Origin of the sequence: Bacillus sp. FSL M7-0791 (assembly GCF_038627085.1) — a bacterium.
In the GTDB taxonomy this organism is placed as follows: Bacteria; Bacillota; Bacilli; order Bacillales; family Bacillaceae; genus Bacillus; species Bacillus safensis.
The window spans coordinates 386687-405094 of record NZ_CP152022.1 but is presented as its reverse complement, the minus strand read 5'-3'; the positions used below and the strand labels follow the sequence as shown (position 1 = coordinate 405094).

Genomic DNA, 18408 nt, shown 5'->3' with positions numbered 1-18408 from the left:
CTTTACCCCTTTATAATCGTTTGAAGAATCCGTGCCAGTTCATCTGCCTGCGGTCTTTTCATCATGGTGACATGATCGCCTTTGATGTGGTAATACGAGCACGACTCTTTCGTATAAGCCTCCCAATCTGCGAACTTCTTCTGGAAATCGCTTGCGTGATCACTGCTTTGGACAATATAAAATGGCACAGGGAATGGTTCTTTTTCTAATTCAATGGCTTGTGACATGATCGTATTATGCGTTTGCATTTGCAAATATTTATCTAAATATTGATCATTCATGAATTGATGAACAACTTCATCCTTTTCTGCCTCTTTGAGTATTTTCTGCTTCACTTCTTGGAAGCTCAATCCTTGTAAAGCTTCTGGCTGAATGCCGACCAGGTTCCCCATCCCAAGGACAAGTGCGAGCATTTTTACTTCTTCTTCGTTCATATCGGCATGAAGTGCCTGATCTGCCTCATCTCTTAGCACTGGCACCGTATCTAAAATGATGAGTCCTTTCGGTGCTTTTCCTGCATGGCAGAGCCGCTGATTCATTCCGTAGGCAAGATGCCCGCCCATTGAATGCCCTGCGAGATAGTCAATGCCCGGACGGTAGAACGTCTCAATAGCTTCAATAAAAAGGGTTACAAGCTCCGTGTAATGGAGGAATTGTGGCTCTTCATCCTCATATAGTCCAGGAGACTGCAAGGCATACACAGCACCTTGATGTGTCATGAGCTTAGCAACATCAATATAGCCCATCACCGTTCCACCAGCAGGCGGCGCGAAGAATATTCTCGGTTCGGCTGGATCGCCTTTTTTCAGCTCAATCACGTAGTCCTTCGGAGACCTTTCGACGTTCTCAGCGGCTTCTGGCACTGTGTTCAAATGTGCGGCTAACTGGGCAGGCGCCGGGTGCATGAAAATCCATTTTGGATCAACACGAACACCTTTTTCTTTTAATTTGGCGACAGCCTGAATACTCATAATTGAATCGCCGCCCAGATCAAAGAAGGAGTCATGCATACCTACTTGTTTCACACCAAGCACTTCCTTGAAAGCTGCGACAATCCGCTCCTCCGTTTCGGTGACCGGTTTGTCGTCATCATGGGAAAGGGAAATTGTTGCTGTTGGCTCTGGCAGTGCTTTTTGATCAACCTTCCCGTTCGTTGTCACCGGCATTTCATCCAGTACGACAAAGTAACTTGGAATCATATAGCCTGGCAGGCTTTCCTGCAAAAAGGCTTTCCAGCCCGGAACAGGGTTTTCTCCGTTTGTTACAAGGTAGGCCGCCAGCCGTTTTGAGCTGCCATACGTTTTGGCGATGACTGTACATTCTTTGATTTGCGGATGCTTGAGCAGGGCTGTCTCAATTTCTCCGCATTCAATTCGGTAGCCTCTAATTTTCACTAGATGATCTTTTCGGCCGAGGTATTCAATGGTGCCATCTGATCGCCATGTACCAAGGTCGCCTGAACGATACAGCTTGTCTCCCTTTAGTTCAGGAAAAGGATTGTCAATAAACCGCTCCTTTGTCTGCTCTGGATCATGAAGGTAGCCTTTCGCAAGACCGGTTCCACCGATATAAATTTCTCCTTTGACGCCTGCTGGTACTGGATTGAGCGCATCGTCCAGTATGACGACAGTTGAGTTCGACACCGGCACACCAATTGGAACTGATTTTGCACCTGCTGGCACGTGTGTGACTTGATGTGTTGTGGCTAATGTCGTATTTTCTGTTGGACCGTAAGCATTGACGAGCACACCTTCCATATGCGGCAGTGCCTTTCGTGCATGCTCACTAGACATGGCTTCCCCGCCAACAAGTAATGTGCGGTAGCCTGCCACACTTTTCGGATCGTGCTCTACCAGTCGATTAAATAAAGCGGTTGGCAGACAGTTGGCAGTCACTTGATACGTTTTGATGAACTGCGTTAATTCTTCCATATTCAGTGCTGCATATTTTGGGAGTAAAATCAGCTGACCGCCATTCAGCAGCATCCCCCATAATTCAAATGTAAAAGCATCAAAAGCATAGTTTGAGAGCTGAAGCATTTTGTCATCTGGACCGAGCTTTATATAATTTGTTTCTCTAACCAAGCGGACAACTCCTGCATGAGGAAGCATTACGCCTTTTGGTGTACCTGTTGAGCCTGATGTGTAATTAACATAGGCTATCTGGTCTTCACCTATAATCGATGATTCTCTTTGATACACTGCTTTTGTTTCTGGTATTGGCTTGTCCATGACGATCTTTGTACATGTAAAGTCTACTAGACGGTCTGCAAAATGAGACTGGGTGATGATCACATCGCTTTGCGTATCACGAACGATGAGACGGATGCGTGCATCAGGATATTCAGGTGACATCGGAACATATGCAGCACCAGATTTGATGATTCCTAGTACCGACACAATCATGTCAAAGGAGCGATCAAAAAGCATCGGGACAAGGGAGCCTGGTCCAATTCCTTTTGACTGCAAGTAAGCAGCAAGCTTTGTCGCCTTCTTATCCAAGCTTTCATACGTCATATGCTCATCCATATAGGACAGGGCAATACGATGCGGATCACGCTGCACCTGTTCTTCAAACAATTCTTGAAGCGTACGCTTTGGATAAGGCGTATCCGTTTGATTTTTCCCTATAATCATGGCCGCCTGTTCCGCTTTGTTCATTAAGCAATAATCAGCAAATGTACGCTCAGGCTGAGCCGTCATGCCGTCTAGCACATGGAGATAATAGTTCATATAACGATGGATGGTCTCTTGATCAAATAAATCCGTATTGTATTCCACATGAATCGAGAGCTGCTCTTCCTGTTCAAATACATGCAGGGTGAGATCAAATTTAGATACTGTATGATGGACCATCACATGTTCACTTGTCAGCCCTTTAAGGTTTACATCAAGTGAATCGGTGACATACCCCATGGCCGCCTGAAAAATAGGTGACCGGCTTAAATCTCGATCTAACGAAAGGTCATCGACAAGCTTGTCAAATGGATAATGCTGATGCTCAAACGCTTTTAATGTCATCTCTTTCACGTTTTCCAAAAGATCAGCAAACGTCTCTGCTGTTGAGACATCCTGTCTCAGCGCAAGTGTATTCACAAACATCCCAACGAGCTGCTCTGATTGCTTGGCATCCCGACCCGCGATAGGCGATCCAATGATGATATCTGTCTGTCCGGACAGTTTGTGAAGCAGGACGTAGTACGCGGACAGCATCGTCATGAACAAGGTCGTGCCCTGCTGCTTGGACAAAGCCTGCAAGCGGCGGATAAGCGGTTCATCCAGTACAATTTGCTCTGTAGCACCGTTAAATGTTTGAACCGGCGGACGAGGACGGTCAAACGGCAGCTCCAGCACTGGAAGTTCACCTTGTAACGTATTGAGCCAATAGGTTTGGTCTTCTTGATGATGCTTTAATTGTTCATTTTCCCAATGTACATAATCTGTCCATTCGATTTCTAAGGCTGGGAGCTGCGGCGTTTCATCTGCAAGCAGCGCGTCATATGCCACTTCTAATTCCTGAATGAGCAGGCTGAGTGACCATGCATCTGAAATGATGTGGTGCTGCGCGCAAAGGAGATAATACTCCTCCTTGCCCATATCTACTATCGTCCACTGCGCAAGAGGCCCTCTTTCTAAATCATAGACACGTTCTGCCTCTTGCTGAATGAGCTGCTTGAGTCTTCTCGCTCTTGTTTTTTCATTAAATAATGAGAAATTTGCCACTGTCACAGATGGCGGAAGGTCTTCACGAATAAGTTGCACCGGCTTGCCGCCAAGTGATTTAAATACTGCCCGAAGTGCTTCATGCCGCTTTGTTAAAAGGCCAATCGCTTTTGTTAATGCTTGAATGTGTAATGGTCCTGTCAGCTTCCAAGCACCTAATATATTGTAATGATGGCTCTTTTCTAATGTGGATAAGAACCAAATACGCTTCTGGGCATGTGACAGTTCATAGCTTGTTTGCTTTTCAAGCTTTGGAATTTTAGCTTCCTGAACGGCTGGCGCCCCTTTGATGTCATCAACCATTTGCGCCAGATGTGCCAGATGCTTGCTTTCAAATAATATTTTTAAAGGCGCCTTCATTGAAAATTCATGATTGATCCGGGAAATGGTTTGAGTTGCCTTTAGTGAATGTCCGCCAAGATCGAAGAATTGATCCTCTTTGTACACGCGATCTACATCTAAAATGTCCTCCCATATGGCGGCAAGAAGCTGCTCTGTCTTCGTTTCTGGCAATTGCTTTTCAAGGCTTTGTCCATTTTTGTCATGATTCAATTTGAGTGCTTCATGATCAATAGAGCCATCTTTGTTTTTCGGTATTTCCTGTACTTGCTGAATGTCCCATTTGCCTTCTGAGACGCTCGTGATCTCTTCAACATGCACTTCTTTGCCAGGCTGAACGGTGTAAAAAAGCTTTTTCTCAAAGACCGGTATTGGAGCTGGCTGAAGATACCCGGCGATGTCTGGATTTGCTCCGTCCAGACCGATAAACAGATGCGCTTCATTGAGCCGAACACCTAAACATAATGAATGGAGACCTTGTTTTTTTCCAATCAATTGAAATCCCTTGCGAACGGTGAGAGCTGTTCCGGTATGCCCCTTAGACAAACCGAGATTATCCCACATACTGAAGTTCAAAGAGATTGCTCGTCTTCCTTCTTGAAAGGTGAGAGCGTGCGCGAGTCCATCTAAAAAGCTGTTGGCCGCAGAGTATGCCCCAAATGTTGTGCCGCCAAAAAAGCCATTGACCGATCCAAAAAAGACAAGCGGTATTGTCGGATCATACTTAAAGGCTTCCTGCAGGACCCATGCCCCGTCTGCTTTCCCTGACACTTCTTTTGTGAAATCCTCTTCTGACGTATGAGCCAGTGTATACTTGTCCGCCTGCTGAAAATGCTCAGACACATTGCCAGCACCGGCTAAATGCAGCACACCCCGGATCGATTGTCCAAAATGCTTTTCTGCTTCATAAATCGCCTGTTCAACGTCACGTAAGTTGGTCACATCTGCTTGGATATAAATGACGTCACCAACATCTTTTAGCTGTGAGAAGGCTTCTTTCTTTTCCAAGCTGTCTTCCAGAGATGTCCGTCCGATCAAGACGAGCTTTAAGCCAAATTGGATCATCTGCTTAGACAGCTCAAACCCAATACCGCCAAGTCCTCCAGTCAATAAATAAAGACCTTCATATTCTAAAAACCCTTCTGTTTGAGGCGCTTCGATCATATTGACTTTTTCAAGCTTTGGTACGAATCTGTCCCCATTTCGGTAAGAAACCTCTGCTTTTATATGAATCGCAGACAATTCTTCCGCAATATGCTTGGCATCCTGTTCTACATTCTCCGCTTCAATATCAAGATGAGACACCTCTGCTCCTTCCCATTCTTGCGGAATGGTTTTTAGCAGACCTACAAGGGGCGTTTTCTCCACATGAAGATCGTCTTCAGGCTTCACAAATTGACCGCCTTTTGTCACAACGACAAGACGGATGGGCTCTTTATTTGCTTGTCTCAATGCTTGATACAAGTACAAAATGGATTGATTGGTGCTGGCATGCAGCTCTTTGAACTGCGCAGGATCAACGATGTCTTCTTTGTCTGACACATTCCACAGATGGAGCATGCGCCCGATCTTTAGTTCATCTGCTTCAAGTGCGGCAACGAGCCTGACGTAATCCCCTTTGATTCTCGGATTTATCTGGTACACCCCTTTGGACAGACGCAAAAATTCATGCCCTTTTCTCACAGAAATATATGGCTGATTCTTTTGCTCAAATTGTGCGTAAAGCGATTGATAAAGTCCTTTTTCATCTTCAAAAACGAGTACATGGTCAGCAATAGGCTGAGTTGGACCGATATGCTCCTTAGCCCAAATGCGTTTGAAAAACCAGTCTGGGAGTGTTTGTTCATTTTCAGAAGCAAGATCCAGTGCCTGTTCAATGTCACGGAAGGCTCCATCTTTTAGTGCTGCGCCTAACTGGGCACGCTGGATTTTCCCACTTTCCGTTTTTGGAAATTGGTCTTTTTTCACCGGAATGATGTGATCAGGCTCTATTCCGATTTTTCGAATAATAGCCTCTCTCATCTGTTGAATTATTGCGATTTGTTCCTCTATTGAATCCCTTTGTGAGACAAAAAAGACGGCAAGCGTGTCATTGCTTGATTCGGGATTATAAATGCCGTACGCAGCGGCAAAGGTGACTTCGACCCCGTCCACTTCTTCTACAACCGCTTCAATTTCGTAATTCAAATAGTTTGCGCCGTTGATCACAATGATGTCTTTTTCTCGACCTGTCAGAACGAGACGCCCTTCATGAATAAAACCTAAATCCCCTGTGTGAAACCAGCCGTTTTCCGCAAATACTTCTTGATTGGCTTCCTCATTTTGATAGTAGCCCATCATAATTGTTGGACTCTTCACCTGCAAGCGCCCAACCTGATCTTCTGGCAGCACCTCGTGATGCTCATCTACAATTCGAATCCATACAGACGGAATCGGCGTGCCGACTTCTGTAAACGTCATCTTGTTCGGATGATCGTGCGTCACATATTCGATCTCACTTGTTAACGAGGTCTGATCAATCGTCAGCTGTCCATCCTGTTCACTGTTCCGCATAAATTTCTTTGACTGAACAATGGCTGAGGATGTTTCTGACATACCGTAAGCAGGTACCATCGCATGACGGCTTAATCCGTGCTGCCCCATGATGTGCATGAAGCGCTGCGTGACTTTCGGAACAACCGCTTCGGCTGCATTCATGATATAAGTCAGAGTGGACAGGTCCCAGTTTCCCTTACGAATGTCGTCTTCATATTCATTCATCATGGCAAAGGCAAAGTTTGGTGCCCATGTCCTTGTGACACCGTATGTTTCTACCCAATCCAGCCACACCATCGGCCGCTCGATAAATTGATCGATGGATGGACTAATCTGCTGGCAGCCAAGGTAGACGTCATGTACATGAAACATGACAATTCCACCAACATGATCAAGCGGCATCCAGTTAAGCGACACATCCTCATGTGTAAAGCCGTTTACCTGCTCAAAGGCCATAATTCTAGATAAAATGCTTTGATGATGATGACGGATACACTTTGGTACACCCGTACTTCCTGAAGACAGCAGCTGCAGCACAGGCTCATCCGGCTCTGGCTCATAATGCTGTTCATCTGGTTCATACGCCAGCAACGCTTCAATTGTTAAGATAGGCATGACCTTCGCTTCAAATGCCTCACGCAGCCCAGCAATGTCCTCAGCACTTGCTTCATTCGTAATAATGAAAGGTTCATTTTGCAGCTGAAACACGCCCTTCAGCTTATTCACACCTTGATTCACTTCATCATAAACAGGCGGCACAGAGACTGGGGTCGGAATGATTCCTCCGAGAATACAGCCCCAGAACACCGTGATAAAATCTTGATGGTCTTTCAATTGAAGTAACACTTGATCGCCGTTTGACAGTCCTGCTGCCCTTAAACCAGACAGAACCCGTTCAGCGCTAGTTAGTAATTCAGGATATGTTTGGGTCAACGTACGCCCGCCTTCTTTCAAATAAGTCACCCCGCGGTCTGGTGACATAAAGGCTGATCGAATCAGCACCTCTGTCAGCGTGACAGGTGTGCCTGGTTTTTTGATCACATCTCCGCCATACACAAGTGCGGGCGGCTTCTCATGTAGAGATGATGGTTTTGTTTCGCCCGCTTCACTTTTCGAAATCGGTCCGTTCCCTTGAGTACGCTGTCGATCAGGAAACAGATCATTTAAGTGATAGGGCGTGCGTTTTTCTGACTGACTTTCAATGAAAGCGGCCGCTTCCTCTACTCCATCTATAGCTTTGGCGCGCTCTTCTATCTTTCTTAATTCCTCTTGATCTATGATTTCAATTGAAAGCAGTGCCTCTTTGTCAACTGCTCCACTTTCTGTCTTTGGCAAAGAAGGTAATAAGACAAGAGCAGCTGGCACTTCATGAGGATGAAGTGGACCTTTCATCAGGTCCTCCCTTGTCAGCGAAGCGTCCTTCGCCTGTGCAAATAGCACAAGCGATAGACTGCCTTCTTGATTTTTCTTTGGAATGATTGCACATTCCTTAAGCGGAAAATGAAGCATCATGACTTGCTCTAATGCTTTGAGATCTATCCGTTTCCCGTTGATTCTGACGATATGATTTGCTGCATGTCCTTTTCGTCTACTCACTAGCATCGTTCTTCTCCTCCTACATCCAATCCAAAATCTGAATCTTGCTTTCTTCAATCCAAACGCCGACATCCCCTGTCGGATAGAGGTATTCGCCAGTTTGATGTTTGAATGGATGCGGAATTTTATGCGTCTCCATCCAATCGGCAAGCTCCCCGCAAAGTGCTTTAATATCCTTTGCGCCGATAAAAATATCTCCAGAAAATCCTACCGGCATGAGCTGATGCTCTTCGCTCAGGACATATATTTCCGTCTCACAGGAAGGATCATGCACACCTGAATAGACCTCTTCTTGATCTGGGTACAGCACGTTGACTTGTGCATTTTTCGCCCAATCGGTGATCATCCGCTCTTTTTCTTCATTCGTGACGATCGTGAAGGAAGAGAGGGGTGTCTCCATTTGTTCTGTCATCGCTTCAAGTGTATGGATCAGCTGCTGCATCAGCGCTTGTATTTGCTTTTCTGTATATTGATTGAAGCGATATGTGACCCGAAGCTCCAGCGTATCTCCCGGAACTGCCACAAGGGTCAGGTCATAGTTCGTTTCTTCATGACTTGCAATGTCTAAAATGCGTACCCCGTATGGCTCGATAGATTCAATCGGATAGTTTTCAAACACGACAATGCTGTTAAACAATGAATCTCCATTCGGGATGTGGGTCAGCTGCTGAATATCTGGCAGTACGGTATATTCGAATTCCCGCATCTGAAAAACTGTGTCCTGCGTATGTGCCAGCAGCTTGGAAATGGTCCACTCTGGCGTGATCGGCAAACGGAGCGGCAATGTGTTAATAAAGAGCCCTGTCATGCTTTCAACCTGTGGTAAATCCGCCGGCCGTCCTGATACTGTCACTCCGAACACAACATCCTCTGATCCTGAATGAAGATGCAAAAGCAGCCCCCATGCTGTTTGAATCAATGTGCTCATTGTCACCTTCTGCGTGCCTGTCATCTTTTCGAGTTTCTGCTGCATCTCGGGCGTTAGTTTGATACTTAGTTGATCAACACCTCCATCTTCATCCGAAGCCTGCCCGCCGTCTCCTGGTAGCGGTGTAGCCTCCTCTACTCCTGACATATAACCTTTCCAGAACTCTAGCGCCTTCTCTTGATCCTGCTTTTGCAGCCACTCGATAAAATCTTTATATGGACGGACAGCAGGAAGATCCACCTCCCGTTCATCCACTAGAGAGCGGTACAAAGAAAAGGATTCTTCAATAAAGCTGAACAAGCTCCAGCCGTCGATTAAAATATGATGAAAGCTAAAAACAAACGTGCATGTGTTTTCATCACGATGGAATAAAGCAATACGAATCAGCGGCTCATCCGTATCTTCTAGTTTGAAATCCTTTAAACGATCTGTTTGCAAATATTGCTGGATAGCTTCCTTCTGATCCGTTTCGCTCAGGTGGCGCACATCGTGCTGAGTGAGATGAATGCTTCCTTCTGATTGAATCAACTGAACAGGCTCCTTTAGCCCTTCCCAAGCAAATGTTGTCCGCAAAATCGAATGACGCTCCACAAGCAGATTCCAGGCCTTTTCATAGGCTGCGCCGTCCGTTAAGCCTACGAGTGTCATATGCACTTGACCAAAATACGCCTGTGACGCTTGATCTAATAGAGCATGAAACAGCATCCCTTGCTGCATTGGAGATAGTGGATACACATCCACTACATTGTCTGGAAGCTCATCGATTTGCTCTTGCGTCAGCTGAACCATTGGAAAATCAGATGGCGTAAAGCCGCCTTTTGTCTCTACACAATGCGTCAAAATATCCTCCATTTTTTCTTTGAACCGTTCAGGTAACAGGCGCACCTCTTCATACTGAAGCAGTTCACGGTTTATCATAAAATTCATCTGAAGCTGACCGTTCACAACATATCCGTACACATCGATCAAATGCTGTCTTTCTGCTTTTGGATCATGTACAAGTCCATTTCGTTCATCTGCTAAATAAAGATGTGCTTCACCGTCTATTTGATCTAACTGTCCAAGATAATTAAAGCTCATTTGCGGCGCTGCCTTTTTGAGGAAACGAGATGCTGTCATATATTGAAGCAAGCCATAGCCGATTCCCTTTTGCGGCACAGCTCTTAAGGTTTCTTTGATATCTTTGATTTGTCTCTCAATATCGGTTTGAATAAAAGGAATAAAAATAGGATAAGAGCTTGTAAACCATCCGACTGTTCGTGACAAATCCATCTGTTCAAATAAATCCTCGCGCCCGTGCCCTTCTAACGTGATGAGCAGCGGCTTTCCAACGGCTTGTGTGAGTCCTGATAAGAGTAAATCGTTTACCTCTGTTCGGTACGCTTGTGATGCCTGTCTTAATAAAATATCTGTTTGATCCTTCGTCAATTGAATAGACAGGATCTCTGCATGTTCTTCTATATTGAAAAGCGCAGGTGTTTGAAAAGGAGAACCCTCTTCCTCTTGACTGATGATATTTTGCCAAAAAGGAACCTGCTCTTGTAATTGATCGGTTTGTGCATATTCATAAAGAGCCTCTGCCCACTGCTGATAGGACGCAGTTTTCTTTGCAAGCTCGATTTCCTGCCCTGCCGCAAGCTGCTTCAGTCCATTTAATAGGTCTTCCTGTATGATGCGCCATGAGATTCCATCCATTACAAGATGATGGGCAGCGATAAAGAGTTCAGACGTGCCATCACTTGTGTGAAAAAGAATGGCTTTGATGACTTCTCCCCGTTCTAATGACAACGTTCCTTGACAGGCGGCGGTCTCCATGCGGATTTGTTCCAGCGCTTCCTCCTGAGAAACACCCGTCAAATCAAAGAAGGAGACACAAGGGGTGATGCCAGGCTCACGAATGGTTTGAATCCACGAGCCATCTTCTGCTTTTGTATATACCGCTCTCAGCATATCGTGATGATCGACAACTTTTGAGAGAACCTGTGTCAGCTGCTTTAGCTGTATGGATTGCTTGAATTCCATATGCGCTGATAAATTCCAATAATCTTGGTTTGTCATTGATTGCTCAAAGAACCATAATTGGATTGGAAGCAGACGAACATCTCCTGTGACAGGCGACTGATCATAGAACGCAGCAGCATCTGACCTCTTCATAGCAAGTGCTAGCTGTGAAATCGTCTGTTTTTCAAATACATCTCTCGGCTGAATGACATAGCCTTCCTGTGCTAAGCGCGCCACCATTTGTATGACAATAATCGAATCTCCGCCAAGCTCAAAGTAGTTATCATGCACGCCAATCGAAGGCGTACCGAGCAGCTGAGTCCATACTTTTTCCAGTACACGCTCTTCCTCACTGAGTGCCCTGTCAGCCGGTTTGTCCACTTCTTCCTGTCTCCACTCTGGCGGCGGGAGACGTTTTTGGTCTACCTTGCCATTTGCTGTGAGCGGGAGTTCCTCCAGCTCTATTAATAGGCTTGGCACCATATAATCTGGCAGTATTTCTTTTAATTGATGGCGAATGTCATGCGTGGTCATGCTGCCCTTTTGGACAAAATAACCGATCAATCGCTTATGACCACTCTCATGCTGATGCGGAATGACCGCACATTCTATAATGTCTTCAAAGCGCAGCATAGTAGCTTCAATTTCTCCGCATTCGACGCGGTGTCCGCGAATTTTCACTTGATGATCGATTCTTCCAAGGCAGTCGATGATGCCGTTTGGCAGCCAGCGGCCCATATCGCCTGTTTTATATAAACGCGCTCCTTCTTGGAAAGGATGCGGAATAAATGATTGCGATGTTTTTTCTTCATCTCCAAGATATCCGAGTGCAAGCCCTGTACCGCCTACGTAAATCTCTCCAATAACACCTTGCGGAACCGGCTGTAGCTGGTCGTCTAGTACATAGGCCTGAGAATACGCAATTGGCTGACCGATAGGAACCGCCACCTGCCCCTCATCCACTGCCCGAATGTGATGCACACAGGAGAACGTCGTATTCTCAGTTGGTCCATAGCCGTTTAAAAGGCCTTCAGGTAAATACGGCAGCGCTTTACGGATATGAGCAGCTGACAAAGCATCACCGCCGACCAATAATGTATCGAATCCAGATAAAGCTTCTGGATGTTCCTCTGTTAATCGGTTAAACAGCGGCACTGTCAGAAATCCTGTTGTGATCTTGTAAGATGTCAGCGTGTCAGCCAGTGTATCCATTGATAAGATCGTATTTCGATCGGTCAGTATCAGCCTTCCCCCGTTGAGCAGGGCCCCCCATATTTCATACGTAAAGGCATCAAAGGAAAAGCTCGCGATTTGTAAAATACGCGTATGTTCATGAAGGGTGACATAATCTGTTTCACATACAAGCCGGATGACCGCTTGATGCGGAATTAAAACCCCTTTTGGCTGACCGGTTGATCCTGATGTGTAATTGATATAAGCGAGTCCATCAGGTTTTAAAGCAGCAGACTTGAGTTCTGCCTCTGATAAAAACTCTTCATACCCCTGATCAAGACAAATGAGCTCGGTTTGACTGATCGAGACTTGTTTCAGCCATTCATTTTTTGTCAATAACAGCTGAATACCTGTATCCCTCAGCATATAATCAATGCGTGCTTCTGGATATTCAGGATCAATTGGGACATAGGCCCCGCCTGCTTTCACAATCGCCAGTACCCCAAAAATCATTTCAGGCGACCTGTCGATCAGAAGCCCTACTGGTTCATGCGGCTTCACTCCTCGCTGCTGCAGATAAGCGGCAAGCCGGTCAACTTTCTCTTGTAACTCCTGATACGTCCACTGTTTTCCCCCAGATTCGAGGGCGATCGCATGAGGTGTCTTTTTCACCTGCGCTTCAAACCGTTCTGTGATGAGAAGCGGGCCTGCTGGTTGATCTGTTGTGCCGCTCCATTCATAGAGCAGCTGATTCCTCTCTTTCTTTGGCAGGTAATTCATTTGTCTGATTGGCTGTGCTGGATTTTCACAAATACATGCAAGCAGCTGCTCGTAGTAACGAAGGAACCGTTCCATCGTGTCGTCAGAAAATAAGTCTGCATCATACTCCAGTTTTAATTGAAGACCTTCCGCCCCTTCAAAAACAAACAGAGATAGATCGAATTTGGCCGTATCATTATCTTCAATGGCTAAAACAGATGTCGCTTCACCCATCGGAGAAGCTTCAAGGGGCAGGTTTTGCAGAACGAACATGACCTGAAACAGCGGCTGCTTCCCAGCCTCACGTACAATATTCAGCTCATCTACGACCATCTCAAACGGCACATCCTGATGTGCATAGGCACCCATTGTTGTTTCCTTCACTCGCTCTAATAGCTCTGTGAAAGCCGGATTCCCGCTATGATCGATCCGAAGTGCCAGCGTATTCACGAAAAATCCGATGAGCTGCTCCATCTCCGTCCGATTTCTCCCGGCAATGACGGATCCAATGACAAACTCATCCTGTGAAGACAATCGATGCAGCAAGGTAGAGAAAGCCGAAAGTAATGTCATATAAAGGGTGCTGTCTGTTTTCTGAGAAAGAGCAGCCAGCTGGTCAGACAGCGGCTTCGACAAGCGGTATTTTTTCGTTTTTCCCTTATAGGATTGAACGGCCGGACGCGTGTAGTCATACGGCAGCATCAACTCTTCCACAGGTACCGCAAATTGCTCCTTCCAATAGGAAAGCTGCTTCTGCAGTGTTTCTCCCGTCAAATACTCCTTCTGCCAAAGTGCGTAATCTGCATATTGAATCGGCAGCGGTGAGAGATCAGGCTCCCTCCCCTCGATCATTGCTGTATACCATTCGGACAGCTCCTTTGCGGCAATGCCAATCGACCAGCCATCTGACACGATGTGGTGAATGGACATCAGCAGCAAATGATCTGTTTCTGACAGCCGAATTAGTTTCACCCGAAAGAGTGCATCATGCTCTAAGCGGAAAGGTGTGCCCGCTTCTTTTTTCGCCCACTCAGCCGCTTTTTGTTCTTTTTCTTCCTGTGATGCCAAATCTGATACATCGACCACCTCAAGCGCTGGAAGAGTCATATGCTCATGTATGATCTGTACCGGTTCATCGCCGTTCATTGCAAAAGATGTTCTGAGTGATTCATGCCTTTGCACCATTTGCTGCAGGCTGCGCTGAAGCACCTTTACATCTAAAGGTCCATTCATCCGAAAGGAAATCGTATTATTGTATAATGGCAGATCAGGCTGTAATTGATAGAGAAACCACTGTCTTTGCTGAGCATAGGACATCGGAAGCTCCTGACCCTTTTCTATTTTCCGTATCGGAATCGCTTCATCGGCTTTGGCATGTGAATCAATCCAGTCCGCTAACTCTCCGAGTCTCGTATGCTCAAAAAGAACGGCGAGCGGCACGTCAAATCCAGTTTTCTGCCTAACAGCAGACAGCATTTGCGTTGCCTTGAGCGAATGACCTCCGAGTAGAAAGAAATGATCACCACAGCTGATGATTGAGACATCAAGCAGTTCGGACCAAATATGTGCCAAAAGTTTTTCCGTCTCGGTTTGAGGTACTCTGTCCTCTGCAGCATGTCCGCTTTCCTCTATTAATTCATTGAAATACTCTTCGTCCGGCATCCCATCCTCTGTTTCTTTCCAGTATTCTTCAGGATATAGATGAACGGAATATTCACCAGATAGCCGAGACTGTATACACGTATAAATGGATTGATACAGTCTTTCTTCAATAGCCTTTGTTTGATCAGTTTTGAAAAAGACATATACGGCCTGCTCTGTTAGGATCTCCCCCTGTATCATCTCTTGAATTTCCTGCTTCGACCGATCCAGCCCGATATAAATGAGGGGAGCATCTGTCATCAAGCATGCCAGCATTGTTTGAATGCCCACCCGCTTTGGAATCGGGAGATAGCCCCTTTCTTTTAGCATGCCTTTGATCATTGAGCCTTCACTCATTCCGGTCTCATCCCACATGCTAAAGCTAAAGCAATACGGCTTTACAGTAGATGTCAGCCTCTGATAATGAGCAAATTGTTCAACGAACTCATTGGCCGCGCAATAAGCGCCAACGGTCATCCCGCCCTTTAACGTTCGAGCTGACGAGCTAGAAAGGAATAAGACATTGTGCCGTTTAGAGGCTGCTTCATGAAGCGCAATCGTGCCATATACCTTCGCTTCGTACATCGCATGTAATGACACAGACGTCATGTCACGAAGCAGCTCTTCTTGAATGATGCCAGCGAAATGAATAACGCCATGCAGCCTTTTGCCTAAAGCCGCCTCCTGTTTTGAGATCAACGCTTCAATGGCTTTTGCGTCAGTGATGTCCACTTTTTCATAAAGAACTGTGCCGCCGCGCTTTTCCGCTAGTGTCTCAAGTGAAATCAATACGTCTTGCTGCTCCATAGATAAAGCCTCTCTCGCCTTTCTTCCAACTAGCACTAGATGCGCTTGATAGGATGTCAGCAGGTACTCACTAAGCATCCCCCCAATGCCGCCAAGCCCGCCTGTCATCACATAAAGCCCGGATGATTCAAATGGCGGTTTCTTCATCCTTTGTTCTTTTTCCAGATGAAACGGTATTAAAAGAGGAATATAACGAACACCTTCGCGATAAGCGGCGATATGATGGCTTGTGTCATGTGTGAGCTCTGTCATGATCAATGATGCATGAGAACGGCCAGCATCCGGTTCTATCAGAGAAAAATCAAGACACCGCACCTTGATAAACGGCCATTCATGCTGAACAGCTGTCATCAATCCTGCTGTCGTTGCTTTCTCCACATCGTGTGTTTGATCTTCCGGCAAATTCATCGCATGAGCAGAGACAAACGTGATCTCTACCGGCTCCTCATAGGCAGCGATCGCTTTTGTTACATATAATGCACTCATACTGCCAGTTTTCTGCGCTTCTTTTGCCAACGATGCATGAAGTGTGTCTTCTTGAGTTGTGTAGTTCCAAAGGTGAATGATTTGTTTCACCGAAACGCCATACGAACGGAGCGTCTCAAAGAGTTGTTCGTAGTCAGACGGCCGATTCGGGTGGATGATGAAGTGTGTATGTGTAAGTTGTGTGAATGCTTGACCCGGTTCAACCGTAATATACGTTTGCTCATTGCCTGAAAGGGATTTTAATTGATCTGCCAGCCCTAGTGTGTCTGCAAAGATCACCATATTCCCTTCTGTTTGTTTTTCCGCTTCATGAAGCGGAGCAGGTGTCCACTTCTTTTGTAGACTCCAATCAGGCAAGGTGTGCTCATTTTCAAGTCTGATGTCCAGCTCCTTGATGATTTCATCGAATTCACCTTCCTGCCATCGCTTCTTGAGCTGTGCCCTTTCTATTTTTCCAGAGCTTGTTTTCGGAAAGGCATGCTTCTGGACAGGAATCACGCGCGATGCAGACAACCCCATTTTTGTTGCAATATGGGATTTGATATTCTGACTTGCCCTCATGATATAAGAAGGTTCATACAGCTTCGGTGTAAAAAAGAGAATCAGCTCGTCGGATGCAGATGCTTCCATCCGAGCGGAACAAGCGGCTACAAAGCTCGTTTCGACGCCGGGTACTTCCTCTGCAATGACTTCTATTTCATAGTTGTGATAATTTTTCCCGTTGATGATGATCATGTCTTTTTCTCTACCGGTTAATGTCAGCCTTCCTTCGTGCAGAAAACCTAAATCCCCCGTGTGAAACCAGCCGTCTGTTTGAAAGACTTCTTGATTCGCTTCGTCATTCTTGTAATAGCCCTTCATTGTCGTCGGCCCTTTAATTTGCACACTGCCAATATGATCTTCGGGAAGAAGCTCATGCTGATGATTCACGATACGAATCGTGATCCCCGGAATTGGTCTTCCCAGCTCTGTAAAGCTGACGGTTCCTGTCTCACGTGCCTCTGCTGGTCTTAGCTGCTCTGTGAGTGATGTTTCCTCAAAGGTTAGAACCCCGCTGCTTTCATCTCCCCGCTCTATCGCAAAAGAGAAGACAACGGCTGAAGAGATTTCAGACATGCCGAATGCCGGTCTAATGACGTCTCCCTTTAAGCCGTGCGGAGCAAGCAAGTGTAAAAATCGGTGAATCGTCTTCGGTACGACCGCTTCTGCCCCATTGATCATACAGGTCATAGCAGAAAGATCCCAAGATCCTGATGAAATGTCTTTCTCATAATCATTGATCATCGCAAATGCGAAGTTAGGCGCCCATGTCTTCGTTGCACGGTAGCGGTCCATCCAGTCAAGCCAGCGCAGCGGCTGTGCGATAAAATCATCTGTTCTTGCCCGAACCTGCTCACAGCCCGTGTATACATTGACAAGGTGAAACATCACAATGCCGCCAATATGATCTAAAGGCATCCAGTCTAACGATACATCCTCTTGTGTAAACCCATTGGCTGCCACTGTTCCTTTGACATTCGCCAGCACGCTTCGATGAGAATGCTCTACGCATTTGGGCATCCCTGTACTTCCAGACGTTAAGATAAAAAAGACTGAATCATCCGGTGACGCGGGATAAGCTTCTATGTCTCTTTCTAAAGAAAGCATCGGCTCAACGGCTGCGACACGTAACTTGTCTGTATGCCACAATAAAGCTAAGCCTTGCACCTCATCAATCAGCGAGTCATCTGTTAAAATGAGCGGATGCTCCAGCAGGTGCCACGCATGATGAAGTTTCTTCACGGAGGCATTCATTTCCCGATAGGTCGGTGCAGCGGACACTAGTGTTGGAACAAATCCGCCTAACACACACGCCCAAAAGGCGGTTACCATCGCATGATTGGATGAAAACTGAAAGAACACAGGATCACCCGGTTTAAGTCCGAGCGCCCTTAAACCTGTCAGAACCCGCTCGGCATCCTCCTTTAACTGCGCATAGGATTGTGTGAGTTCATTTTCACTATTGACGATATAAGTCAGCCCATTTGTCGTTTTTGCCGCCTCTGTTAAGGCGTCCTGCAAGGTTTGGGCTCCTGCCTTAACATCTAGATCCCCTCCATAGGAAAGGGCAGGCGGCATGTCCGCTAAAGCAGGGGAAGCCGTGTGCTTCTGTATCGATTCAGATGCGGCCTCCTGCTCCATGTGATTGTCGAGAAATAAATGAGAGAGGTGATATGGCCGCGGTCGAATGGTTTTTTCCCGAGAAAAAACAGCGAAGCGTTCGATTTCGTTGGTTTGTAAAATGGTTCTCTGTACATCTTGTAAAATCGTATCCATTGATTCATGTACATTTGATTGGTTCATAATTGATGGTTTCATATGAGTTCCTTTCCTTTTTTGACAGGCAGGGCTGCTAATGTGCACCCCTGCCTGATCTAAAGT

At 46.1% G+C, this 18408-nt stretch carries 2 protein-coding genes; both read right to left on the bottom strand.

Annotated elements, in window-relative coordinates; translation table 11 throughout:
• Positions 1 to 2: 2 nt before the first annotated feature.
• Positions 3 to 8198 carry an amino acid adenylation domain-containing protein gene (locus MHI08_RS01935; protein ID WP_342499938.1) on the bottom strand — a complete coding sequence of 2732 codons (8196 nt, stop codon included), beginning with the start codon at positions 8196 to 8198 and terminating at the stop codon, positions 3 to 5.
• A gap of 13 nt (positions 8199 to 8211) precedes the next feature.
• A complete protein-coding gene (locus MHI08_RS01930; protein ID WP_342499937.1) occupies positions 8212 to 18345 on the bottom strand; it encodes an amino acid adenylation domain-containing protein in 10134 nt (3377 codons plus the stop codon).
• Positions 18346 to 18408 lie beyond the last annotated feature (63 nt).